The following is a 21,894-nucleotide window of genomic DNA, read 5'->3' on the forward strand; positions in this document are numbered from 1 at the left end:
CGCGATTTCTCCGCTCCCGCACCGCCATGACCCATCGCGCTTGGGTGGCCGCCGCCATCCAGAAGATCGAAGCCGACTTCAACCGCTCGGCCGACACCCACCTGATCCCGCTGGACCTGCCCGGTTTCCCCGGCATCGACCTGTACTTCAAGGACGAGTCCAGCCATCCCACCGGCAGCCTCAAGCACCGCCTGGCGCGCTCGCTGTTCCTGTACGCGCTGGCCAACGGCTGGCTGCGCGAGGGGCGGCCGGTGATCGAGGCCTCCAGCGGTTCCACCGCGGTCTCCGAGGCGTATTTCGCGCGCCTGCTGGGGCTGCCGTTCATCGCGGTGATGCCGGCCACCACCTCGCCGGAGAAGATCGCCGCGATCGAGTTCCAGGGCGGGCGCTGCCACCTGGTCGGGCGCGCCTGCGACCTGCATGCCGATTCGGTGCAACTGGCGCGCGAGACCGGAGGCCACTTCATGGACCAGTTCCTCTACGCCGAGCGCGCCACCGACTGGCGCGCCAACAACAACATCGCCGAGTCGATCTTCCGGCAGATGCAGGAGGAGCCGCATCCGATCCCGGCCTGGATCGTGTGCAGCCCCGGCACCGGCGGCACCGCGGCCACGCTCGGGCGCTACGTGCGCTACCGGCGCCATCCCACCCGCATCCTGTGCGCGGATCCGGAGGTGTCGCTGTTCTTCGACGGCTACCGCGAGGCGCTGGCCGGACGCGACTACGCCGGCCTGGAAAGCACCGGCGGCTCGCGCATCGAAGGCATCGGCCGGCCGCGGGTGGAGCCGAGCTTCATCCCCAGCTGCGTGGATGCGATGGTCAAGGTGCCCGACGCGCTGAGCCTGGCGGCGATGCGCTACGTCAGCGCGCGCCTGGGCCGGCGCGTGGGCGGCTCCACCGGCACCAACTTCGTCGGCGTGCTGCAGGCGGCCACGCGCATGCGCGAGCAGGGCCGCAGCGGCGCCATCGTCACCATCCTGTGCGACAGCGGCGAGCGCTACGGGCACAGCTACTACCGGCCGCAGTGGTACGCCGAGCACGGCATCGACGTGGAGCAGGCCGATGCGCAGCTGGCCGCGGCGGTGGCCGGCGCCGGCCTGCCGCCGCTGCCTTGTGCTGCGCTGGACTGACCGCCATCTGCTTTTCGTGGCCGGCCGCGCCGGTCCTTCCCCCGCTACCGAGACTTCCGCGATGACCAATCCCCTGCTCGATTTTTCCGGCCTGCCGCGCTTCGATGCGATCCAGCCCGAGCACATCGGCCCGGCGATCGACACGCTGCTGGCGCAGGCCGAGGCCGCCGTGGCCGCCGCCGAGACGGTGGCGCCGGTGCGCTGGGACAGCTTCGTGGCGCCGCTGGACGATGCCACCGAGCGCCTGTGGCGCGCCTGGGGCCAGGTGAGTCACCTGCAGGCGGTGGTCAACACGCCGGCGCTGCGCGAGGCCTACAACGCCAACCTGCCCAAGGTGACGCGCTTCTCCAGCGCGCTGGGACAGAACCTGGCGCTGTTCGCGCAGTACCGCACGCTGGCGCAGTCGCCGGAGGCGGCCGCGCTCGGCCCGGCGCAGCGCAAGGTGCTGGACAACGCGCTGCGCGATTTCCGCCTGGGCGGCGCCGAACTGGGCGAGGCCGACAAGCAGCGCTTCGCCGCGATCCAGGAAGAACTGTCGGCGCTGTCGGCCAAGTTCTCGCAGAATGTGCTTGATGCCACCGATGCGTGGTCGCTGCTGGTCGACGACCCGGCACGCCTGGCCGGCCTGCCCGAGGACAGCATCGCAGCCGCGCGCGCGGCGGCCGAGCGCGACGGCCAAGCGGGTTGGAAGCTGACCCTGCAGATGCCGTGCTACCTGCCGGTGCAGATGTACGCCGAGGACCGTGCGCTGCGCGAAACGCTGTACCGCGCCAACGCGATCCGCGCCTCGGAGTTCGGCGACGCGGCGCTGGACAACAGCGCGGCGATCGGGCGCATCCTCGCCCTGCGTGGCGAACTGGCGGCCTTGCTTGGCTTCGCCAGCTACGCCGAGTATTCGCTGGCGACCAAGATGGCGCAGGATCCTGCACAGGTGCTGGACTTCCTGCACGACCTGGCCGCACGCGCCAAGCCCTACGCGCAGCGCGACCGCGCGGAACTGGAAGCCTTCGCGCGCGAGCACCTGGACCTCGACACACTTGAAGCCTGGGACCTGCTCTATGCCGGCGAAAAGCTCAAGCAGGCGCGCTACAGCTTCTCCGAGCAGGAGGTGAAGCGCTACTTCACCGAGCCCAAGGTGCTGGACGGCCTGTTCGGCCTGATCCACGACCTGTACGGCCTGCGGGTGGAGGCCGACAGCGCGCCGGTGTGGCATCCGGACGTGCGCTTCTTCCGCCTCAGCGATGCGCAGGGGCGCCTGGTCGGGCAGTTCTACCTGGACCTGTACGCGCGCGAAGGCAAGCGCGGCGGCGCCTGGATGGACGACTGCCGCAACCGCCGCGAACGCGCCGACGGCGTGCAGACCCCGCTGGTGTACCTGGTGTGCAATTTCGGCCGCGGCAGCGACGGCAAGCCGGCCACCTTCACCCACAACGAGGTCACCACCCTGTTCCACGAGATGGGCCATGGCCTGCACCAATTGCTGACCCAGATCGGCGAACTGGGCGTGGCCGGCATCAACGGCGTGGAATGGGACGCGGTGGAACTGCCCAGCCAGTTCATGGAGAACTTCTGCTGGGAATGGCCGCGCCTGCAGGCGATGACCGCGCACGTGGACAGCGGCGAGCCGCTGCCGCGCGCGCTGTTCGACAAGATGCTGGCGGCGAAGAACTACCAGAGCGGCATGTTCACCGTGCGCCAGCTCGAGTTCGCGCTGTTCGACATGCAGTTGCACCACGACTTCGATGCGCAGTCCGACAGCGTGCTGCAGTTGCTCGAGCGCGTGCGCGACGCCGTGGCGGTGAACCGGCCGCCGGCGTGGAACCGCTTCCCGCACCAGTTCAACCACATCTTCGCTGGCGGCTATGCGGCCGGCTATTACAGCTACAAGTGGGCCGAGGTGCTCAGCGCCGACGCGTATGCCGCATTCGAGGAAGCGCCTGACCAGTTGGCGGACACCGGCGCGCGCTTCCTGCGCGAGATCCTCTCGCGCGGCGGCAGCCGCCCGGCGCTGGAGAACTTCACCGCCTTCCGTGGTCGCGCGCCGGAGCTGGAGGCGTTGCTGCGGCACAGCGGCATGGCCGGATAAGCCGGGATTCGGGATTCGGGATTGGGGATTCGGGATGACAGCCTGCGGCTGCTGAAAGCCGGGATTCGAGATTTTCCTGCACAGGCGTAGTGGTTGCGATTGCACTGTGGGAGGGGCTTCAGCCCCGACGGGCTTTCCCGGGAAAGCCCATCGGGGCTGAAGCCCCTCCCACAAAAAGCGGCGACCTTTTTCATCGGAAGGCAGCCACGTTTGTCAGATAGCTTGATCGTGATGTTGTTCCGTGCACGACGTCCCCCAATTCCCATCCCGGCTTTCAACAGCCGCAGACTGATCATCCCGAATCCCGAATCCCAGCTCCTCTGTGCTAGAACACAGCACAGCGGCACGTCGATCTTCGCCGCCGCGATCGCGGCGCAGGACACTGCCGCACTGCACAAGGAGGACCGCATGAAGCGAGCAGGGTGGTGGACGCCGTTGCTGTTGGGCATGGCCGCGCCGGCATTGGCGCAGGACGGCAGCGGCACGGTGCGCATCGGCGCCAGTCTGCGCGCCGGCCCGGCGCCGGAGTATCCGCGCGTGGCCACGCCGGCCACCGACGACGCGTTGCAGGTGCATGGCTGCACACGGGATTGGGCCTGGTGCGATGTCAGCTGGCGCGAGAAACGCGGCTGGCTGCCGGCTGGTGCAATCGACTTTCACGAACAGGGGCAGGGCGTCGCGCCCGGTGCCTCGCTCGGTGTGCCCACGGTCGGCTTCGCGCTGGACCGCTACTGGGACACGCACTATCGCGGCCAGCCGTGGGCACGCGAACGCGCGCGTTACCGCCCGCTGGAAAGCGCGGCGACTGCCGCTGGTCCAGCGCAGATCCCGGCACCGCTGCAGCGGCAGTTGGCGCCGCAATGGCGGGCGCCCCCTCCACCGCAGGCGTCCGCGTCCGAGGCCGTGAGCGCCACGCCGGCATGGACGCCGCCGGGCGAGCGGATGCATCAGATCCCGCCGCCGGACGCGCTCAATCCCCGCTACAACAAGGAACTGGCGAAGGAGTTGCAACGCCAGGACAGCGACCGCCGCCAGCGCGAATCGATGGGACTGCAGCCGGTGCCGCCGCCTGCGTCTGCGCCATCGGCATCGCCATCCTGGCCGCCGTCGCCGGCGACGATCCAGTGGGTCGAGCGGCATCCACCGAAGCCGAGTTCGCCACCACCGCCGCCACCACCGCCGCCTCCGCCTCCGCCTCCGCCTCCGCCTCCGCCCTCAGCGCCACCGGCCAAGCCGGAACCGCACAAGGACGAGGCCGCCGGGCGACACGACGTGAAGCAACTGGAACGCTGAGCCGCGCCACGGCGCCCTCAAAGGCGCCGTGCGGCCTGGGTACGGTCAAGCCTTGGCGAACACCAGCGCGGCGTTGGTGCCGCCGAAGCCGAAGCTGTTGGACATCACCGTGCGCAAGTCCGCGTCGCGGCTTTCGCGCACGATCGGGAAGCCCTCGGCGCGCGGATCCAGCGTGTCGATATTGGCCGAGCCGGCGATGAAGCCGTCGCGCAGCATCAGCAGGCAGTAGATCGCCTCGTGCACGCTGGCCGCACCCAGCGAATGCCCGGACAGCGCCTTGGTCGAGGACAGCGGCGGCACCGCGTCGCCGAACACCGCACGCACCGCGTCCAGCTCGGTGACGTCGCCCAGCGGCGTCGAGGTGCCGTGGGTGTTGAGGTAGTCGATCGGCGCGTCCACGCTCTGCAGCGCCATGCGCATGCAGCGCACCGCGCCTTCGCCGGACGGGGCCACCATGTCGGCGCCATCGGAGGTCACGCCGTAGCCGACCAGTTCGGCATGGATGCGTGCGCCGCGCGCCACCGCGTGCTCGTAGTCCTCCAGCACCAGCATGCCGCCGCCGCCGGCGATGACGAAGCCGTCGCGCGCGGCGTCGTAGGGCCGCGAGGCCACCGCCGGCGTGTCGTTGAAGCCGGTGGACAGCGCGCCCATGGCGTCGAACATCAGGCTCATGGTCCAGTCCAGCTCTTCGCCGCCGCCGGCGAACATCACGTCCTGCTGGCCGTGGCGGATCAGGTCCGCCGCCGCGCCGATGCAGTGCGCCGAGGTCGCGCACGCGGCCGACAGCGAGTAGCTGACGCCCTTGATCTTGAACGCGGTGGCCAGGCTCGCCGACACCGCCGAACACATCGTGCGCGGCACCATGTACGGGCCGACCTTGCGCACGCCGCGGTTGCGCAGCAGGTCCGCCGCTTCCACCTGCCAGTGGCTGGAGCCGCCGCCGGAGCCGGCGATCAGGCCGATCCGCGGGTCGCTGATCGCCGCCTCGTCCAGGCCGGCATCGGCCAGCGCATCGCGCAGCGCCAGGTAGGCGTAGGCCGAGGCGTCGCCCATGAAGCGCTTGAGCTTGCGGTCGATCGCCGCGTCCAGGTCCAGCTGCACATCGCCGCCGATCTGGCTGCGCAGGCCGGCCTCGACCGCCTGCGGGTTATGGCGGATGCCGGCGCGGCCTTCGCGCAAGGCGCGCGACACGCTGTCCAGATCGTTGCCCAGGCACGACGTGATGCCCATTCCGGTAATGACCACGCGCCGCATCAGAACGCCTCCGTCGACGTGAACAGGCCCACGCGCAGGTCCTTGGCGGTATAGATCTCGCGCCCATCCACCGACATGCGGCCGTCGGCCACCGCCATCGCCAGCTTGCGGTTGATCACCCGGCTGATGTCGATCTCGTACACCACCTGCCTGGCGGTGGGCAGCACCTGCCCGGTGAACTTCACTTCGCCCACGCCCAGCGCGCGGCCGCGGCCGGGCGCGCCCAGCCAGGTCAGGAAGAAGCCGGTCAACTGCCACATCGCATCCAGGCCCAGGCAGCCGGGCATCACCGGATCGCCGATGAAATGGCAGCCGAAGAACCACAGGTCCGGGCGGATATCCAGTTCGGCGCGGATCACGCCCTTGCCGTGCGCGCCGCCGGTCTCGTCGATGGCGACGATGCGGTCGAACATCAGCATCGGATCGTTGGGCAGGCGCGCGGCGTCGGCGCCGAACAACTCGCCGCGTGCGCTGGCGAGCAATTGCTCGCGCGAATAGGAGGACAGACGACTCATGAGCGAAACATTCCCAGGCGAGACAGTCGAGGCGCGCAAGAGTGCATGAGCTTCGCGCGTTCAATCAAACGTTTTATCCGTACGCACGCGTAGTGTCGGCAGCGGCGGTGGCGCGCGCACTGCGCCGGATCAAAGCGCGCATTCTCAGTCCGTGCGCAGCGCGGGGCTTATCATGCGCACACCGTTCGCAGGCGTAGGGTATGGGGTCGATGCGCAAGATCATTCACGTCGACATGGACGCGTTCTACGCGTCCGTGGAGCAGCGTGACGATCCGGCGCTGCGCGGCAAGCCGGTGGTGGTGGCCTGGCGCGGCATGCGCTCGGTGGTGTGCGCCGCCTCCTACGAGGCGCGGGTGTTCGGCGTGCGCTCGGCGATGCCGGCGCTGCGAGCCGAGCGGCTGTGCCCGGACGCGATCTTCGTGCCGCCGGATTTCGCCCGCTACAAGGCGGTGTCGCGGCAGGTGCGCGAGATCTTCCAGCGCCACACCGACCTGATCGAGCCGCTCTCGCTGGACGAAGCCTACCTGGACGTCACCGCGCCCAAGGGCGAATTGCACACCGCCACCGAGATCGCCCAGACCATCCGCGCGCAGATCCGCGCCGAAACCGAACTGACCGCCTCGGCCGGCATCGCGCCGAACAAGTTCCTGGCCAAGATCGCCTCGGACTGGCGCAAGCCCGACGGCCAGTTCGTGATCCGACCGCATCGCGTGGAAGCGTTCCTGACCCCGTTGCCGGTGAACAAGGTGCCCGGCGTGGGCAAGGTCATGGAGGCCAAGCTGGCGGAACTGGGCATCGCCACCGTCGGCGACCTGCGCGCGCGCAGCGAGGCGGAACTGGAGGCGCGCTTCGGCAGCTTCGGCCTGCGCCTGTACCAGCGCGCGCGCGGCATCGACGAACGCCCGGTGGAATCGGACCAGCCGGTGCAGTCGATCTCCTCCGAGGACACCTTCGCCGAAGACCTGGCGCTGGAGGCGCTGGAGCCGGCGATCCGGCAACTGGCCGAGAAGACCTGGAACGCCACCCGCCGCACCGAGCGCATCGCGCGCACCGTGGTGCTGAAGCTGAAGACCGCGCAGTTCCGCATCCTCACCCGCAGTTTCACCCCGGAGCAGCCGCCGGACTCGCTGCAGGCCTTGATCGACATCGCCCTGGCGCTGCGCGAGCGGGTGGACCTGCCGGCATCCACCCGCTACCGCCTGGTCGGCGTCGGCCTGTCCGGCTTCCACGAGCGCGAGCCGGGGCAAGCGCAGGGGCGCTTGTTCGGTTGAGGTGGTGGCATTGCCTGGGAGACTGCCTTCCCGGCTGATTGCATGGGAACGTGTGCCACGGGAGACTGTCGTACCCTCTATCGTCGCGCCCTGAGCGGTGCGTGGATTGAAACACCTGGGGTTACGGTGCGGCGACGGCGGGTCTGTGTCGCGCCCTTGCGGGGGCGTGGATTGAAAGTACATCGAGTCGGTCAGCAAGCACAGCGTAAGCGGTCGCACACGCTCGCGTGTGCGTGTGTTGAAACAACCATGGGATGTGGGTGCAGGCCGAGAACCTGGCTGTCGCTCCCGCGTCGGGACTGAAGTCCCTCCCACAGGGGCATCCTGCTCGGGTTGCAACAGCGACTTCATCCTCTGGCACGCGGATCGACCTGGTCGCGTCCTCACGGATGCGTGGATTGAAACATGGGTGGGGATCGCCAACCGGTGATGTTCTCGGGTGTCGTGCGCGCGAGCGCAGGGATCGAGCGGTTGACTCGGGCCGGGATGGATCGCGTGAGCGCGGTTCGCGCGCTCGGTCGCCGTCACGGCGCCGCCGCAGCGGGCGTGGCGTGGTCGCAATCGCGTGTCAGCGAAGGCAGCTTCCGCGCCGCGCCGCGCCCGCGCGCGCGCGTCGCAACCGCGTCCGACATTGCGCCACCTACAATGCGCACTTGTTTCCCTGTGTTGGCACGACATGACATTTCCTTATGCATTGGTGGTGTTCGACCTGGACGGCACCCTGGTCGACAGCGGCGCCGACATCGCCGAGGCGCTGAACCGCACCCTGGCCGACTTCGGCCTGCCGCGCGTGCCGGAGGCGACCGTGCTCGGCTGGATCGGCGAGGGCGTGCGCAAACTGGTCGAGAGCGCCTGGCGGCGTGCCGACGACGCCACGCCGCTCGAGACGGTGATGCCGACCTTCATGCGTCACTACGCCGAATGCCTGTTGCGCAGTCCGCGGCTGTATCCGGGTGCGGCCGAGGCGCTGACGCAGTTGCATGCGGATGGCGTGACGCTGGCGCTGTGCACCAACAAGCCGTCGGCGATGGTGCCGCCGCTGTTGCGCCATCTGGGCGTGGCCGATCTGTTCTCTGCGGTGCTCGGCGGCGACAGCCTGCCCGAGCGCAAGCCCAGCCCGGCGCCGCTGCTGCACCTGGCACAGCAGTTCGCGCAGCCGCCGGCACGCTGCCTGATGGTCGGCGATTCGGGGACCGACCTGCAGGCAGGCCACGCCGCCGGCATGCCGGTGGCGCTGGTGCGTTACGGCTATCCGCGCGATCTGGATCTGGCCACGGCCGACGTGGTGTTGCTGATGGATGATTTGCGCGAGCTGCTGCAGCTGCGCTGATACGACGGCGATCCAAACACTGCGGTGTAGCGCAAAGACCGGGATGCGCTTGCAGGAGCGGCTTCAGCCGATGACGCAGTAAGCCCCTCTCCCCCCGGGAGAGGGGTTGGGGTGAGGGTCCGGGCGCGTAGCGGTCGCTGAACTGTCAGGTTTGTGCCGCGATGCATGAGCACGAGGGAGGCCGTTTGCGTTCGGCAGCCAGCGGCCTGATCGCGAGTGACCACGTGCGCGTGCGTCGCGCATGCCTGCTTTGAGAATGCGCGCATCTACATCCGGTGTGTTCGCACATGCCGCCTTTCGTAGGAACGGCTTCAGCCGCGACAGGCTTTCCCGGGAAAGCCCATCACGGCTGAAGCCGCTCCTACAAAAAAAGACGCGTGGTTTCCGCACTGTCGTCCCGCGCCACGCCATCGGCGCAGCGCGGGACGCCGGCTCAGCGCGCCGCCGGCGCGTAGCGCAGGGTCAGCGCGTACTCGCGACCCGGCTGGTTGTACCAGTTCACCGTCTGGTAGTCGCGGTCGAACACGTTGCTGGCCTTGGCCTGCAGCGTCCAGTCCGGGGTGAACGCGTACTCCGCGCGCAGGTCGACGGTGCCGTAGCCGGCCAGGCGCACGCGGTTGGCCGCGTCGTCGAAGCGGTGGCCGCTGCCGAACACGCTGACGCCGAGCTTGACCGGGCCGATGCCGCGGTCCACGTCCAGACGCGCGGTGTTCTGCGCGCGGCGCGCCAGCCAGTTGTCGCGGTTGCCGCCGTCGCTGCGGTTGCGCGGGTCGGTGTGGCTCAGCTGCGCCGACAGTTCCCAGCCGGCCAGCAACGCATAGCCGGTCAGTTCGGCGCCGCGGATGCGCGCCTCGTCCACGTTGACCGGCAGGAAGCTGACCGCGTCGTAGGAGATCAGGTCCTTCACCCGGGTCTCGTAGGCGTTGAAGGTCCAGTTCCAGCTGTCGGCATACTGCGCAATGCCGAGGTTGCCGCTCTTGGAGCGCTCCGGCTTCAGTTCCGGATTGCCGGCGAACGGGTAGTACAGGTCGTTGAAGGTCGGCGCCTTGAAGCCGGTGCCGACGCTGGCGGTGAGCTTGAGGCCATGGTCCAGCGCCAGGCCCCAGCCGAGGCTGCCGGTGGTGTGCTCGCCGAACTGCTCGTTGTCGTCGCTGCGCACGCTGGCCTGCACCTGCTGCGCGCCGAAACGGCCCTGGTACTCGGCGAACACGCCGGTGTTGTCGCGGCTGTCGACGTCGAAGGCGGTGCTGCTGGCGACGTGCTCGCGCTGCCAGTCGCTGCCGACGCTGAGCAAATGGCCTTCGGCCAGGGTGATGTCGCCTTGCAGCGCGGCGGTGTCGCGGCGGCTGTCGAAGGTGCTGACGAAGCTGCGGGTGCGTGCGCCTGGCGCACGGTAGTAGCTGTCCGCGTCGTCGACGTTGCGGCCCAGTTGCGCGGCCAGGTGCAGGCGATCGGAGGGCGTCCAGTCGAGCTTGCCGCTGAACACCTGCTGGGTGTTGTCGGCCTCGTTGCCGGCGAACAGCGCGTCGCCGTCGTACTCGTTGCGGCTGTCGATGTTCAGCGCCTGGCCTTCGATGCGCAGCGTGTCGGTCAGCGCGTAGCCGCCGCGCGCGCTCAGCGAGACGTTGCGGTAGCCGTCGCGGTCGGGCTGGTCGACGAAGCAGCCGGCGAACAGCGTGGCCGAGCCGTTGCAGGCATTGATGCCGTCGGTCTTCTGGTAGCCGCCCTGCACGGCCAGCCAGCCGCGCTCGCCGCGGTTGCTGAAGCCGGCGCCGGCCTCGCGCAGGCCGTGGCTGCCGCCGCCCAGGCTCAGGTTCTGCTGGAAGCCCTGGCCGCCGCGGCGGGTGAAGATCTGGATGACGCCGCCGATCGCGTCGGAGCCGTACAGGCTCGAGCGCGGGCCGCGCACGATCTCGATGCGCTCGATCTGGCTCAGCGGCAGGTCCTGGAACGCGGCCAGGCCGGCGCTGGCCGAGCCGATGCGCACGCCGTCCACCAGCACCAGCACGTGGTCCGACTCGCTGCCGCGCAGGTTCAGCGTGGTCAGCTTGCCCAGGCCGCCCTGGTTGGAGAGGCCGATGCCGGCGCGGCCCTGCAGCAGCTGCGCCAGCGAGGTGGCCTGGCTGCGCTCGATCTCGGCACGGTCGATGACCTGCGCCGGGACCACGCTGTCCTCCATCGAAATCTGGGTGCGGGTGGCGGTGACCAGGACCTGGTCGAGGTCGGTGGCGGCATCGGCGGCGTGGGCCAGCGCGGGCAGGGACAGGGCGGACGCGATCGCGACCGAAAGCAGGCGGGACGACATGGGTGGCAACTCCGGCGCGCGGCTGCGCGCTGTGACGGCAAGGGAGTCGCGAACGGAAGGTGCAAGCGGACGGCACCGGACACGGCGCGGCACGCCGCGACGCCCTCCGCATCGCAACCAGTGAACTGCAAGGCCGGTCTCCGGGCTCGCGATCAGGGAGGCGGACCTCCCGGCTGCGACGCCTTCCCATGCCCAGGGCACAGTGGCGCAGGTCGTCAGCGCGGATCGCTTACCGTTGCGGGGGCAGCGCCGGCCTTGTCGCAAGACGCACCGGCTTCCCGTTTCAACCCGCTGGCCGGAGCCGGTGGGTCACCTTGAAGCGGCGCGATTGTACGCGATCGCCGCTGGCTGCGCGGCTCAGTCGGCGTGAGTGCCGTGGCCGTCGTCGTCGCCGTAGTGGTCGCCCATCGGCGTGTCGTGCGTGTCGTGCGCGTAGGCGCCGTCGGCAGCGTCGTCGTCGCGCGTGTCGTCGCGGTCGAAGTGCGTGGTCGCCACCGGCCCGGCGACCGGCAGGCCGCGCTGCGCCGGCAGCGCCGCCGTCGCGATCTCCAGTTCGCCCAGCAACTGCGCGCGGCGTGCTTCGGACAGTTCCTGCCAGTGGCAGCCGCTGAGCGCGCCTTCCAGCGAATACAGCAGGTTGAGGCTGGGCTTGAAGCCGGCGCGCTTGACCTTGACGAAGGCGCCGACCGCGCCGGCCGCCTCCAGGTCCTGCTGCGTGCGCACGCCGACCTGGCGCAGCCAGGCCGCGCTCTTGGGGCCGATGTTGCGCAGCTTGGTGGTACTCATCGCAGGCTGTCGACGAAGACCTGGGCGATCGCTTCCAGGCCGCGCTGGTCGTCGGCGTCGAAGCGGGCGAGGTCGGGGCTGTCCAGGTCGAACACGCCGACCAGCGCACTGTCGCGCAGCAGCGGCACCACCAGTTCCGACCGCGAGGCCGCATCGCAGGCGATATGCCCGGGGAACGCCTCCACGTCGTCGATGCGCTGGGTCTGGCCGCTGCTGGCGGCCGCGCCGCACACGCCCTTGTGCAGCGGAATGCGCACGCAGGCGGGCAGGCCCTGGAACGGGCCGACCACCAGTTCCTTGCCGTCGTAGAAGTAGAAACCGACCCAGTTCAGCCGCGGCAGCGCGTGGTACACCAGCGCGGCCAGGTTGGCGGCATTGGCGATGCGGTCGGGCTCCCCGGCGACCAGGGCACGGGCCTGGTCGAGCAACTGGGCGTACTGTTCCGGCTTGCTGCCGGTGAGCGAGGACGAGGCGAACATCGCGCGAGTCTAGCAGCGCGCTGCGTCCGCCGGCACCGCGGCGGCTGACGCGCGCGACGCACCCGGCTATCCTGCGCGCCGCCGCGCGTCCCGCCGGCCAACCGACAGGGTTTCGCATGGCTGTTTCCGCCTTCTACGTCACAGGCACCGACACCGGCATCGGCAAGACCATCGCCAGCACCGCGCTGCTGCACGCCCTGCGCGCGCGCGGCCAGCGCGCGGTGGGCATGAAGCCGGTGGCCAGCGGCTGCACGCGCGAGGCCGACGGCTGGCGCAACGAGGACGCGCTGGCGCTGCAGGAGGCCAGCAAGCCACGCCCGCGCTATGACGATCTCAATCCCTACGCGCTGCCGTTGCCCCTGGCGCCGGAACTGGCCGCCGCCGATGCCGGCGTGCAGCTGGAGCTGGCGCCGATCGCGGCCGCGTTCGACCGCCTGCGCGCGCAGGCCGACGTGGTGGTGGTGGAAGGCGTGGGTGGCTGGGCGGCGCCGCTGTCGGCGACGCTGGACCAGGCCGATCTGGCGCGCGCGCTGCGGCTGCCGGTGGTGCTGGTGGTCGGCCTGCGCCTGGGCTGCCTCAACCACGCCCGGCTCAGCGCCGCGGCGATCGCCGCCGATGGCCTGCAGTGCATCGGCTGGATCGGCAACGAGATCGACCCGGCGATGGAGCGCATCGACGACAACATGGCGATGCTGCGCGCGCGGTTGCCGATGCCGTGCTGGGGGCGCCTGCCGTACCGGCCGCAACCGCAGGCCGAGCAGTTGGCGGCGGAACTGCAGCCGTGGGCGGGCATGTCGCCCGGCTGAGCAACTGCCGGTGGCACTGCGCTGCCGGCTTTTGTGGGAGGGACTTCAGTCCCGACGCCTGACCGATGGCGCGTCGGGGCTGAAGCCCCTCCCACAAGAGCAGGGCGTCCCGGATCCGCAAGATGGGCTGATCCCGAATGCCGGGTTTCACTCCCGAAGCAAGCGCATGGAGAAGCCCGGTCGAAGAGGCGATCTACCGGCTCCTGGCAAAGCACCGGAGCTGAAGCCTCTCTCATCAGGCAAGACAGGAACGCCAAGACGCACGCGATCAACCAATCCCGAATCCCGCCCATAAAAAAGGCCCGGTAGAGGGAGGGATCTACCGGGCCTTGGGTTGCACGGGGGGAGGGACCCATGCAGACCGAGCGTGCGTCGGGCGGCGAACCGCAGCGACGTCGAAAACTAGTGTTACTTGGCGGCGGGCTTGGCCTTCGGCGCGGCCTGTTCGGTCGCCGCTTCGAACTGGTGCTTGGCGAGCTGGCCGATGGCTTCGGAGGCCTTCAGGCCCAGGCCGAACACTTCCTGGTTGGCCGTGGCCAGCCGCTCGAAGTTGTCGCGGGCGATCTGCAGGCCCTTCGGCCACAGCGCCTGCACGGTGCCCAGATCGCGCGCCTCGGTCAGTTCACCGAGGAAGCCGGTGGTGGCCGACACGTTCTTCTCGAAGGTCTTCAACTGCACGCCGAACACGCTCTCGGCGCTCTCCAGCGCCAGGCGGTTGGCACGCGCCGCGGCGGCGGCGAACTGCTGGGTGTAGCTGCTGAACTGATCGTTGAATTGAGCGGACATCATGCAACTCCGTTGGAATGCCGACTGCTGTTGCAGTGCAACATACGCTCATTCTGCTGCGATGCAACAAAATTTTCTGAAGCCGCTCAGGATTCGTTAAAACTGCTTTTCTGATCAATTACTTGGCGAAATTCCGCCAGCCCTTGCCGGACACCTCTGCGGGCCTGGAAAGCGCCAGATGCGCGCAACGACGCAACGCGGGCAGCACGCAAACCCTCAGCCGGCGCGGTGCGGCCCTTACGATTCCCGAATCCCCATTCCCCATTCCCGGCCTTGTTCAACCCGGCCCGCGATAGCGACAGCCGGAGGTGCAGGTTTCGTGCACCACCACTTCGCTCAGCAGCGGCAACACCGGCTTGAGCCGGTCCCAGATCCACACCGCCAGACGCTCGCTGGTGGGATTGTCCAGGCCCTCGATGTCGTTGAGGTAATGGTGGTCGAGCTGGTCGTAGAGCGGGCGGAACGCCGCCTTGATGTCGCCGAAATCCATCACCCAGCCGCTCTCGGCGCCAGGCTCGCCGCTGACGTGCAGCTCGATGCGGAACGAATGCCCGTGCAGGCGCGCGCACTTGTGGCCGGGCGGCACGTTGGGCAGGCGATGCGCGGCTTCGAGGGTGAAGACTTTGAAGATATCCATGGGGAGCATTGTACGGTCAGGGGTGGAGCGGCATGGCGGGCTGCCGGCGCCGCGCGACGACGACGGCGCCGTCGTGCGGAAGGGTGTCGCGACATGCGCGATGCCGGGTGGAGCGGACAAAAAAGGCCGCCCCGAAGGGCGGCCGAGTGCGTGCGCAGCACGTGGCCGCGGACGGATCAGCGCGGCGCGGCGGGGCGGTTGCCGCCGCCGTTGCCGTGGCGGCGGCCCTGGCCCTGGCGGCGGGCGCCGTCGGCGTGGCTGCCGCCGGGCTTCTTGCTGCCGGCGTGCGCATGCGCGTGCGCCGGCGCATCGCCATGGCCGCGACGGGCGTGGCTGCCGCGACGCGGCGGGCGCTGGCCGCCCGGACGCTCGTCCGGCGGGTTGTTGTTGCCCCAGCGGATCGGCGTGACCGGCTCGAAGCCCGGCACGTCGCGGATGTCCATCTCGCGCTTGAGCATGCGTGCGATCGCGCGCAGCAGCTTGGCCTCGTCCTGCGCCACCAGCGAGATCGCCTCGCCGGTCGAACCGTTGCGGCCGGTGCGGCCGATGCGGTGCACGTAGTCCTCGGCGACCATCGGCAGGTCGTAGTTGATGACCTTGGGCAACTGGTCGATGTCGATGCCGCGCGCGGCGATGTCGGTCGCCACCAGCACGGTGATGCGGCCGGCCTTGAAGTCGCTCAATGCGCGCAGGCGCTGGCCCTGGCTCTTGTTGCCATGGATCGCCGCGGTCTTCAACCCGGACTTGTCCAGGAACATGGTCAGCTTGTCGGCACCGTGCTTGGTGCGGGCGAACACCAGGGTCTGCTTGCGCGAGTCGGCGGCCAGCAGGTGCAGCAGCAGTTCGCGCTTGCGCGCACCGTCCACCGGATGCACGCGGTGGGTGATGGTGTCGGCCACGGTGTTGCTCGGGGTGGCCTGGATTTCCTGCGGGTCGTGCATGAACTCGCGGGCCAGCTGCTTGATGCCTTCCTCGAAGGTGGCCGAGAACAGCAGGGTCTGCCGGTTCTGCTTGGGCAGCTTGGCGAGGATGCGCTTGATCGACGGCAGGAAGCCCATGTCGAGCATGCGGTCGGCTTCGTCCAGCACCAGGATCTCGATGCCCGACAGGTCCACGCTGCGGCGCTCGAGGTGGTCGAGCAGGCGGCCCGGGCAGGCGATCAGCAGGTCCACGCCGCGGCGCAGCGCGTCGAGCTGGTTGCCCATGCCCACGCCGCCGTAGATGGTGGTGCTGGGGATGCGCAGGTACTTGCTGTAGCCGCGCAGGCTGTCGTGGACCTGGGTGGCCAGTTCGCGGGTCGGGGTCAGGATCAGCGCGCGCGGCTTGCGCGGGCCGGGGCCCACCGACTGCGGCGAAGTGCCCAGGTGCTGCAGCAGCGGCAGGCCGAACGCGGCGGTCTTGCCGGTGCCGGTCTGCGCGCCGGCCATCAGGTCATGGCCTTCCAGCGCGACGGGGATGGCCTGTGCCTGGATCGGGGTGGGGGTTTCGTAGCCCTGCTCGGCCAACGCGCGCAGCAGGAAGGGCGCGAGGCCCAGGGATTCGAACGACATGAGAATGCTCCGGATAACGCGCCGACGCCGGGACGGACCCGGCGCGCAGGCGCAAGTAGGTGAGGCTCGGAGCGTTCCCGTGAACCGCGCTGCGAGAGGGTGGATCAACCCGCAGCGCGAGGCTGGGGTTCGTCGGCACCACGAAAGGCGTCGGGCGGGGCGGGCGAGTCGGATCGTTGCGATCCTGGCCTCGCCGGCGATCCCTGAGGGAAACGGACGGCCGCATGCAGACCGGCGCAGTGTACCTGAATTGGCGCGCTGCACAAAATGCGGGTCCGTTTCAGTTGAAACCAAGCCGGCGTCTGGCCGTACAATCGCCGGCTCAGCCCCCAGCACTGGACGGACATGAAGCTAGGTTCCCTGAAGGAAGGCGGTCGCGACGGCACCCTGATCGTCGTGTCCCGCGATCTGACCCGCGCCGTGCGCGCCACCGGCATCGCGCCGACCCTGCAACGCGCGCTGGAGGACTGGAGCAACCTCGCCCCGCGCCTGAACGCGCTGTCCGAGTCGCTCAACGACGGCAGCGCCGACGGCCAGTTCGACCTGGACATGGCCGCGCTGGCGGCACCGCTGCCGCGCGCCTACGAGTTCCTCGACGGCAGCGCCTATCTGCCGCACGTCGAGCGCGTGCGCCGCGCGCGCGGCGCCGAGGTGCCGGAGAGCTTCTACACCGACCCGCTGATGTACCAGGCGGTCAGCGCCGGCTTCTACGGCCCGCGCGATGCGGTCAAGGTGGTCAGCGAGGACTACGGCATCGACCTGGAAGCCGAGATCGTGGTGGTGACCGACGACGTGCCGATGGCGGTCAGCCCGGCGCAGGCCGCCGCGCACATCCAGTTGATCGGCCTGGTCAACGACGTGTCGCTACGCAACCTGATTCCGCCGGAACTGGCCAAGGGCTTCGGCTTCGTGCAGTCCAAGCCGCGTTCGGCGCTGTCGCCGGTGTTCGTCACCCCCGACGAACTGGGCGAGGCCTGGCAGGGCAACAAGGTGCATCTGCCGCTGCTGACCCATATCAACGGCGCCTGGTTCGGCGCCCCCGAGGCGGGCGAGGACATGCAGTTCGATTTCGCGCAGCTGGTCGCGCACGCGGCCAAGACCCGGCCGCTGGCGGCGGGCGCGGTGGTCGGCTCGGGCACCATCGCCAACCAGGACACCACACGCGGTGCCTCCTGCTTCGCCGAACAGCGCACCGTGGAAACCCTGCGCGACGGCAAGCCGAGCACGCCGTACATGTCCTTCGGCGACGTGGTGCGGATCGAGATGCTGGACCGTGACGGAGTGAGCATCTTCGGCGCGATCGAGCAGCGCATCGAGCAGGCGCCGCTGCCCTGACCCGGCCGGCGGCGCTGCCGGGGCGACCGGCGGCGCCGCAGCCCGGGTGTCCACCGGTATCGTTGTCGATTGCGCAGACGGAGGCGGGCATGGACGAGGCACTGCAGCTCTACACCTACTGGCGCTCCAGCGCCGCGTACCGGGTGCGCATCGGGCTGGAGCTCAAGCGTCTGGCCTACCAGTCGCTGCCGGTGCACCTGGTGCGCGACGGCGGACAGCAGCACTCGCCGGAATATGCGCGGTTGAACCCGCAGGAACTGGTGCCGACCCTGTGCCACGAGGGCCAGCCGATCCGCCAATCGCTGGCGATCCTGGAGTACCTGGACGAGCGCTGGCCGGAGCCGCCGCTGCTGCCGGACGCGCCGATCGATCGCGCCCGCGTGCGCGGTCTGGCGCAACTGATCGCCTGCGACATCCACCCGCTCAACAACCTGCGCGTGACGCAGTTCTTCGGGAGCGCCTGGAACGTGCCGCAACCAGAGCGCGAAGAGTGGATGCGGCACTGGATGCAGACCGGTTTCGATGCGCTGGAGCAGTTGCTGGCCGAGTCGCCCGACACCGGACGCTTCTGCCACGGCGAGCAGCCGGGCCTGGCGGACTGCTGCCTGGTGCCGCAGCTCTACAACGCGCGCCGCTTCGGCGTGGATCTGCAGGCCTACCCGACCCTGGAGCGGATCGAGCGCGCCTGCCTGGCGCTGCCGGCATTCGACGCGGCGCGCCCGGAACACCAGCCCGACGCGCAGTAAGCTGGGACTATCGTCGCAGGAGCGGCTTCAGCCGCGACCGGGCATCCGCTGCTGCCAGTCGGCCACCAGCCCCTGCCGCACCGGTGAGCATGAGGATGTGGGAGGGACTTCAGTCCCGACTGCAGTTTTCCGGACACTTCGGCCTTCACGCGTCGCAACGGAAGTCGCTTCCACACGCGCTTGCGGCGCACTCGCTGGGCGCACTGTGGGAGGGACTTCAGTCCCGACTGCAGTTTTCCGGATACTTCGGCCTTCACGTGTCGCAACGGAAGTCGCTTCCACACGCGCTTGCGGCGCACTCGCTGGGTGCACTGTGGGAGGGACTTCAGTCCCGACGCGCAATTGTGTGGAAGTGGCGTTTGCCCGCGCAAGGGCGACCCGCGGCGACCGCCGCTGGACCTGCGGTCGGTCGTTGCCGCCGTCGCTGCGGGGCCAGTTCGACCAGGCGGCTGCGAACGTCCGGTCGCGGCTGAAACCGCGCCTACGACAACACGGCGACGCCTCAGACGAAGCCGTGGGTGATCCGCGGCGCGGCGCTGGGGCCGCTGTCGTAGTCGGCGTAGGGATCGTGCTCGCCGCTGCCGCCTTCGGACAGGCGGAACTTGAGGGCCAGGCCGTCGCGCGAGTCGGCCGCGCGCAGCGCTTCCTCCTGCTCGATCTGGCCCTGCTTGACCATGCGGAACAGGCACTGGTCGAAGGTCTCCATGCCTTCCTCCAGCGACTCCTCCATCGCCTGCTTGATCTCGTGGACCTGGCCGCGGCGCAGCAGGTCGCGGATCATCGGCGTGTTGAGCAGCACTTCCGAGGCCGGCCGGCGGCGGCCGCTGCTGTCCTTGACCAGGCGCTGCGAGATCACCGCGCGCAGGTTCAGCGACAGGTTCATCAGCACGTTCTTGTGCGCGCTCTCGGGGAAGAAGTTGAGGATGCGCTCGATGGTCTGGTCGGCGTTGTTGGAGTGCAGGGTGGCCAGGCACAGATGTCCGGTCTCGGCGAAGGCGATGGCCGCCTCCATGGTTTCCGCGTCCAGGATCTCGCCGATCAGGATCACGTCCGGCGCCTCGCGCATCGCGTTCTTCAGTGCGTTGTGGAAGGCGTGGGTGTCCAGGCCGACCTCGCGCTGGTTGACGATGGACATCTTGTGCTTGTGCAGGTACTCGATCGGGTCCTCGATGGTGAGGATGTGCCCGGTGGTGGTGCTGTTGCGGTAGTCGATCATCGACGCCAGCGAGGTGGACTTGCCCGAGCCGGTGGAGCCGACCACCAGGACCAGCCCGCGCGGGGTCATGATCACATCCTTGAGCACCTGCGGCAGGTGCAGCTCCTCGATGCTGGGGATCTTGCTGCGGATCGCGCGGATCACCATGCCGACCTCGCCGCGCTGCTTGAACACGTTGACGCGGAAGCGCCCGGCGTCCTGCAGGGCGATGGCCATGTTCAATTCCAGCTCCCGCTCGAACTGCGGCACCTGGCCCTCGTCCATCAACGAGTAGGCGATCTTCTTGACCATGCCCGGCGGCAGGCCGGTGGCGCCGAGCGGGTACAGCTTGCCTTCGATCTTGATATAGACCGGTGCTCCCGTGGTCAGGAACATGTCCGAGGCGTTCTTTTCGGTCATCAGCTTCAGGAAATAGCCGATATCCATGCGCAATGGTTCCCCAACGATCCGCAATCGCCCGTTGCAAGCGCGCCACAGGCTTCCGACAATGGCCGTGACCGACGTCTCCGTCCACGGCCCCCCTAGATGAAAACTAGCTTCGCACACTTCCGTTGTCAGCAGTATGTGATGGCCTGCGCATTGGCGTTGTTCGCCGCGCCGGCCGCGTTCGCCCAGGTGGCTTCGCCGGAGCTGCTGTCCGCGCAGCAGGCGGTGCAGCGTGCGGTCCAGGCCGATGCCGACCAGTACGCGCCGGACCTGCTGGCCAGCGCCCGACAGGGCCTGGAACAGGCGCAACAGGCCGCGCTCGACCGCCGCCAGCGCAAGACCGCGCCGCAACTGGCCCTGCGTGTGGCCGCCGATGCCGACCTTGCGCGCGCGCGCAGCGAGGAGGCGGTGGCCAATGCACAGTTGAAGCAGCGCCAGGCCGAGGTGGCCCAGCTGCAACAGACCCTGGGCACCGGGGAGGGTCGTCCATGAGCCGCGCCCTGCACGGAATGCGCCGCCTGGCCCTGCTGGCGTTGCTGCTGGCGCCGCTGGGCGCGATGGCCGCGGACGACCCGGAACTGGCCGTGCTCAACCAGCGCCTGGTGGCGCTGCAGGCCGATCCGCTCAACGCCGATGTCGCCGCCTACGAACGCCTGCAGGCGCAGCAGGCAGTGGCCAACTTCGCCAACGCCAAGCGCAAGGAGCGCGACGAAGCGCGCTACCTGGCCGAGCGCCGGGTCGAGATCGCCGAAACCATGGCCCGTGCCGAGATCGCCCGTCGTCAGGTCGACCAGTTGGAGAAGACCCGCAGCGACCTGCTGATCGAGGCCAGCCGCCGCGAGGCCGCGCGGGCCCGGCAGGAGGCCGAGCGGCTGCGCGTGCAGGCGCAGATCCAGGCCGAGGAGGCCGAGAGTCTGCGTCAGGCGGCCGAGGCCGAGCAGGCCGCACGGGCAGATGCGGATGCGGCGCTGGCCAGCGTCGCCGGTCAGCAGACCGCCAAGCTCAGCGCCGCGCAGCAGAAGTCGGCCAAGCTGGCGCGCGAGGAGGCCGAGCTGGTCGCCGGCACCAAGCTGCCGGCCTCGCGCTTCGAGACCCGTGGCGAGGTCTTCACCTTCTCCGGTGCGGCCTTCGGCGCCGGCAAGGCGGCGCTGTCGGGCGATGCCAGCAACCAGGCCAAGGCCCTGTCGCAATACCTGCAGATCAGCAAGGGCAAGGTGCGGATCGAGGCCTACGACACCGACGCCGGGGTGGCGCAGAAGCGCGCCGATGCCCTGCGCGCGGCCCTGGTCGGCGGTGGCGTCGCCGCCAACCGGGTGCAGGCGGTCGGCAAGAAGGGGGCCTCGACCAAGGCCCGTTCGGCCGAAGTTGTGATCGCGCCCTAAGTGCGTCGTGTCCTGCGCCCGGGCGTTTAACGGGGTTTTTCCCTGGGCCTGAGCGCCGAGCAACTGAATGCGGCAAAGCGGGCCTGCTTCTCTTGTCCGCGGCGGTGGGGAGGCGTAGGGTCGGTACTCCAGGCGGCACTCCCGCCGCCTGGTGCCAACGGAGGAGTTCGAGCCGATGACGCAGTGGCGCGCACCGCAATCCGACGTCGCAGGAACCGCGGTTCCAGGCGTTGTGGCGGTGCAGCCGGCGGCTCGCGCGCTTCCGCTCCCAGGCAACGCCCCGTGCCGCAGCGGCCGGGGCGTTCTTGTTTCTAGCTGAAGGAGGCTATTCCTATGTTCGAAGGGCAACCGCAGACCGAAATCGACGCGTTGATCAAGTCCGATCCGGAGTTCAAGCAGCTCTACCAGCGCCACAAGACCTTGGACAAGAAGTGCATGGACGCCGAGCTCGGCGTGCTGCCGATCGACGATGTCACCCTGGCGCAGATGAAGCGCGAAAAGCTCGCCGCCAAGGAAAAGCTGCTGCGCCTTTACGAGCAGAAGCCGCACTGACCGTACTAT

Annotated in this window: 20 protein-coding genes and 1 riboswitch; of the genes, 11 read left to right on the forward strand and 9 right to left on the reverse strand. The window is 69.3% G+C overall.

Annotated elements, in window-relative coordinates:
• Positions 1 to 26: 26 nt before the first annotated feature.
• The 3 genes from ACHWVH_RS03875 (at position 27) to ACHWVH_RS03885 (ending at position 4,509) form a co-directional block, all read left to right on the forward strand.
• A complete protein-coding gene (locus ACHWVH_RS03875; protein ID WP_150410562.1) occupies positions 27 to 1,130 on the forward strand; it encodes a PLP-dependent cysteine synthase family protein in 1,104 nt (367 codons plus the stop codon).
• Positions 1,131 to 1,191: 61 nt separating this feature from the next.
• Complete coding sequence (locus tag ACHWVH_RS03880) at positions 1,192 to 3,216, forward strand: M3 family metallopeptidase (RefSeq protein WP_295965385.1); 2,025 nt, start codon at positions 1,192 to 1,194, stop codon at positions 3,214 to 3,216.
• A 408-nt stretch (positions 3,217 to 3,624) separates the two neighbouring features.
• Positions 3,625 to 4,509, forward strand: coding sequence for an SH3 domain-containing protein (locus tag ACHWVH_RS03885; RefSeq protein ID WP_394686703.1), 885 nt, complete (start codon positions 3,625 to 3,627; stop codon positions 4,507 to 4,509).
• A gap of 45 nt (positions 4,510 to 4,554) precedes the next feature.
• Here the strand turns inward: ACHWVH_RS03885 and fabB are convergent, their stop codons facing one another.
• Entirely contained in the window at positions 4,555 to 5,763 is a 1,209-nt protein-coding gene (gene fabB / locus ACHWVH_RS03890) for a beta-ketoacyl-ACP synthase I (protein ID WP_295925189.1), read from the reverse strand.
• Positions 5,763 to 6,278: a 3-hydroxyacyl-[acyl-carrier-protein] dehydratase FabA gene (gene fabA, locus ACHWVH_RS03895; protein ID WP_150409556.1), complete on the reverse strand. Its 516-nt coding sequence runs from the start codon at positions 6,276 to 6,278 to the stop codon at positions 5,763 to 5,765. The genes fabB and fabA overlap by 1 nt, the downstream gene beginning before the upstream one ends.
• Before the next feature lie 200 nt (positions 6,279 to 6,478).
• On the opposite strand from fabA, the gene dinB reads away from it, so the two are divergent.
• Both dinB and gph read left to right on the forward strand, forming a co-directional pair.
• Positions 6,479 to 7,549, forward strand: a complete 1,071-nt coding sequence (gene dinB, locus ACHWVH_RS03900; RefSeq protein ID WP_193312708.1) for a DNA polymerase IV — start codon at positions 6,479 to 6,481, stop codon at positions 7,547 to 7,549.
• Between the two features lie 676 nt (positions 7,550 to 8,225).
• A complete protein-coding gene (gene gph, locus ACHWVH_RS03905; protein ID WP_394686704.1) occupies positions 8,226 to 8,879 on the forward strand; it encodes a phosphoglycolate phosphatase in 654 nt (217 codons plus the stop codon).
• A 433-nt stretch (positions 8,880 to 9,312) separates the two neighbouring features.
• On the opposite strand, the gene btuB is transcribed toward gph, so the two are convergent.
• The 3 genes from btuB to ACHWVH_RS03920 form a co-directional block, all read right to left on the reverse strand.
• Positions 9,313 to 11,184 carry a TonB-dependent vitamin B12 receptor gene (btuB, locus tag ACHWVH_RS03910; RefSeq protein ID WP_394686705.1) on the reverse strand — a complete coding sequence of 624 codons (1,872 nt, stop codon included), beginning with the start codon at positions 11,182 to 11,184 and terminating at the stop codon, positions 9,313 to 9,315.
• 113 nt (positions 11,185 to 11,297) lie between these two features.
• A riboswitch (cobalamin riboswitch) is annotated at positions 11,298 to 11,516 on the reverse strand.
• A 25-nt stretch (positions 11,517 to 11,541) separates the two neighbouring features.
• Complete coding sequence (locus ACHWVH_RS03915) at positions 11,542 to 11,970, reverse strand: TfoX/Sxy family protein (RefSeq protein ID WP_152236067.1); 429 nt, start codon at positions 11,968 to 11,970, stop codon at positions 11,542 to 11,544.
• The gene (locus tag ACHWVH_RS03920) at positions 11,967 to 12,449 is read right to left on the reverse strand and encodes a GAF domain-containing protein (RefSeq protein ID WP_017912553.1); all 483 of its coding nucleotides are present in this window, start codon (positions 12,447 to 12,449) and stop codon (positions 11,967 to 11,969) included. Before ACHWVH_RS03920 ends, ACHWVH_RS03915 begins: the two co-directional genes overlap by 4 nt.
• Before the next feature lie 116 nt (positions 12,450 to 12,565).
• On the opposite strand from ACHWVH_RS03920, the gene bioD reads away from it, so the two are divergent.
• Positions 12,566 to 13,255 (forward strand): dethiobiotin synthase, encoded by a 690-nt coding sequence (gene bioD, locus ACHWVH_RS03925; protein WP_295925194.1) that lies wholly within the window; start codon positions 12,566 to 12,568, stop codon positions 13,253 to 13,255.
• A gap of 408 nt (positions 13,256 to 13,663) precedes the next feature.
• Here bioD and ACHWVH_RS03930 read toward each other — a convergent pair whose 3' ends face one another.
• The 3 genes from ACHWVH_RS03930 to ACHWVH_RS03940 form a co-directional block, all read right to left on the reverse strand.
• On the reverse strand, positions 13,664 to 14,041 hold the full coding sequence (locus tag ACHWVH_RS03930) for a phasin family protein (protein ID WP_026143664.1): 378 nt from the start codon (positions 14,039 to 14,041) through the stop codon (positions 13,664 to 13,666).
• A 277-nt stretch (positions 14,042 to 14,318) separates the two neighbouring features.
• Positions 14,319 to 14,678: a 6-carboxytetrahydropterin synthase QueD gene (gene queD, locus ACHWVH_RS03935; RefSeq protein WP_017912556.1), complete on the reverse strand. Its 360-nt coding sequence runs from the start codon at positions 14,676 to 14,678 to the stop codon at positions 14,319 to 14,321.
• A 176-nt stretch (positions 14,679 to 14,854) separates the two neighbouring features.
• Positions 14,855 to 16,228: a DEAD/DEAH box helicase gene (locus ACHWVH_RS03940; RefSeq protein ID WP_043093333.1), complete on the reverse strand. Its 1,374-nt coding sequence runs from the start codon at positions 16,226 to 16,228 to the stop codon at positions 14,855 to 14,857.
• Positions 16,229 to 16,573: 345 nt separating this feature from the next.
• On the opposite strand from ACHWVH_RS03940, the gene ACHWVH_RS03945 reads away from it, so the two are divergent.
• Entirely contained in the window at positions 16,574 to 17,563 is a 990-nt protein-coding gene (locus ACHWVH_RS03945) for a fumarylacetoacetate hydrolase family protein (protein ID WP_017908490.1), read from the forward strand.
• 89 nt (positions 17,564 to 17,652) lie between these two features.
• Positions 17,653 to 18,309: a maleylacetoacetate isomerase gene (gene maiA, locus ACHWVH_RS03950; RefSeq protein WP_295925199.1), complete on the forward strand. Its 657-nt coding sequence runs from the start codon at positions 17,653 to 17,655 to the stop codon at positions 18,307 to 18,309.
• Between the two features lie 502 nt (positions 18,310 to 18,811).
• Here maiA and ACHWVH_RS03955 read toward each other — a convergent pair.
• On the reverse strand, positions 18,812 to 19,951 hold the full coding sequence (locus tag ACHWVH_RS03955) for a PilT/PilU family type 4a pilus ATPase (RefSeq protein ID WP_017907532.1): 1,140 nt from the start codon (positions 19,949 to 19,951) through the stop codon (positions 18,812 to 18,814).
• Between the two features lie 99 nt (positions 19,952 to 20,050).
• Here ACHWVH_RS03955 and ACHWVH_RS03960 point away from each other — a divergent pair, with 99 nt between their 5' ends.
• The 3 genes from ACHWVH_RS03960 to ACHWVH_RS03970 all read left to right on the forward strand — a co-directional run bounded on the left by ACHWVH_RS03960 (position 20,051) and on the right by ACHWVH_RS03970 (position 21,885).
• Positions 20,051 to 20,443, forward strand: a complete 393-nt coding sequence (locus tag ACHWVH_RS03960; protein WP_026144112.1) for a DUF4398 domain-containing protein — start codon at positions 20,051 to 20,053, stop codon at positions 20,441 to 20,443.
• A 17-nt stretch (positions 20,444 to 20,460) separates the two neighbouring features.
• Positions 20,461 to 21,333, forward strand: coding sequence for a hypothetical protein (locus tag ACHWVH_RS03965; protein ID WP_342073132.1), 873 nt, complete (start codon positions 20,461 to 20,463; stop codon positions 21,331 to 21,333).
• Positions 21,334 to 21,666: 333 nt separating this feature from the next.
• Entirely contained in the window at positions 21,667 to 21,885 is a 219-nt protein-coding gene (locus tag ACHWVH_RS03970; protein WP_010340228.1) for a YdcH family protein, read from the forward strand.
• The last annotated feature ends 9 nt before the right edge of the window (positions 21,886 to 21,894 follow it).

This window comes from uncultured Xanthomonas sp. (genome assembly GCF_964278005.1).
GTDB lineage: Bacteria > Pseudomonadota > Gammaproteobacteria > Xanthomonadales > Xanthomonadaceae > Xanthomonas_A > Xanthomonas_A sontii.

Coding starts and splice junctions, on each gene's coding strand:
- btuB (WP_394686705.1), bottom strand. CDS start 11,184: ATGTCGTCCCGCCTGCTTTCGGTCGCGATCGCGTCCGCCCTGTCCCTG.
- ACHWVH_RS03885 (WP_394686703.1), top strand. CDS start 3,625: ATGAAGCGAGCAGGGTGGTGGACGCCGTTGCTGTTGGGCATGGCCGCG.
- fabB (WP_295925189.1), bottom strand. CDS start 5,763: ATGCGGCGCGTGGTCATTACCGGAATGGGCATCACGTCGTGCCTGGGC.
- ACHWVH_RS03970 (WP_010340228.1), top strand. CDS start 21,667: ATGTTCGAAGGGCAACCGCAGACCGAAATCGACGCGTTGATCAAGTCC.
- bioD (WP_295925194.1), top strand. CDS start 12,566: ATGGCTGTTTCCGCCTTCTACGTCACAGGCACCGACACCGGCATCGGC.
- fabA (WP_150409556.1), bottom strand. CDS start 6,278: ATGAGTCGTCTGTCCTCCTATTCGCGCGAGCAATTGCTCGCCAGCGCA.
- ACHWVH_RS03880 (WP_295965385.1), top strand. CDS start 1,192: ATGACCAATCCCCTGCTCGATTTTTCCGGCCTGCCGCGCTTCGATGCG.
- maiA (WP_295925199.1), top strand. CDS start 17,653: ATGGACGAGGCACTGCAGCTCTACACCTACTGGCGCTCCAGCGCCGCG.
- queD (WP_017912556.1), bottom strand. CDS start 14,678: ATGGATATCTTCAAAGTCTTCACCCTCGAAGCCGCGCATCGCCTGCCC.
- ACHWVH_RS03945 (WP_017908490.1), top strand. CDS start 16,574: ATGAAGCTAGGTTCCCTGAAGGAAGGCGGTCGCGACGGCACCCTGATC.
- ACHWVH_RS03940 (WP_043093333.1), bottom strand. CDS start 16,228: ATGTCGTTCGAATCCCTGGGCCTCGCGCCCTTCCTGCTGCGCGCGTTG.
- ACHWVH_RS03960 (WP_026144112.1), top strand. CDS start 20,051: ATGAAAACTAGCTTCGCACACTTCCGTTGTCAGCAGTATGTGATGGCC.
- ACHWVH_RS03920 (WP_017912553.1), bottom strand. CDS start 12,449: ATGTTCGCCTCGTCCTCGCTCACCGGCAGCAAGCCGGAACAGTACGCC.
- ACHWVH_RS03955 (WP_017907532.1), bottom strand. CDS start 19,951: ATGGATATCGGCTATTTCCTGAAGCTGATGACCGAAAAGAACGCCTCG.
- ACHWVH_RS03875 (WP_150410562.1), top strand. CDS start 27: ATGACCCATCGCGCTTGGGTGGCCGCCGCCATCCAGAAGATCGAAGCC.
- gph (WP_394686704.1), top strand. CDS start 8,226: ATGACATTTCCTTATGCATTGGTGGTGTTCGACCTGGACGGCACCCTG.
- ACHWVH_RS03965 (WP_342073132.1), top strand. CDS start 20,461: ATGCGCCGCCTGGCCCTGCTGGCGTTGCTGCTGGCGCCGCTGGGCGCG.
- ACHWVH_RS03930 (WP_026143664.1), bottom strand. CDS start 14,041: ATGTCCGCTCAATTCAACGATCAGTTCAGCAGCTACACCCAGCAGTTC.
- ACHWVH_RS03915 (WP_152236067.1), bottom strand. CDS start 11,970: ATGAGTACCACCAAGCTGCGCAACATCGGCCCCAAGAGCGCGGCCTGG.
- dinB (WP_193312708.1), top strand. CDS start 6,479: ATGGGGTCGATGCGCAAGATCATTCACGTCGACATGGACGCGTTCTAC.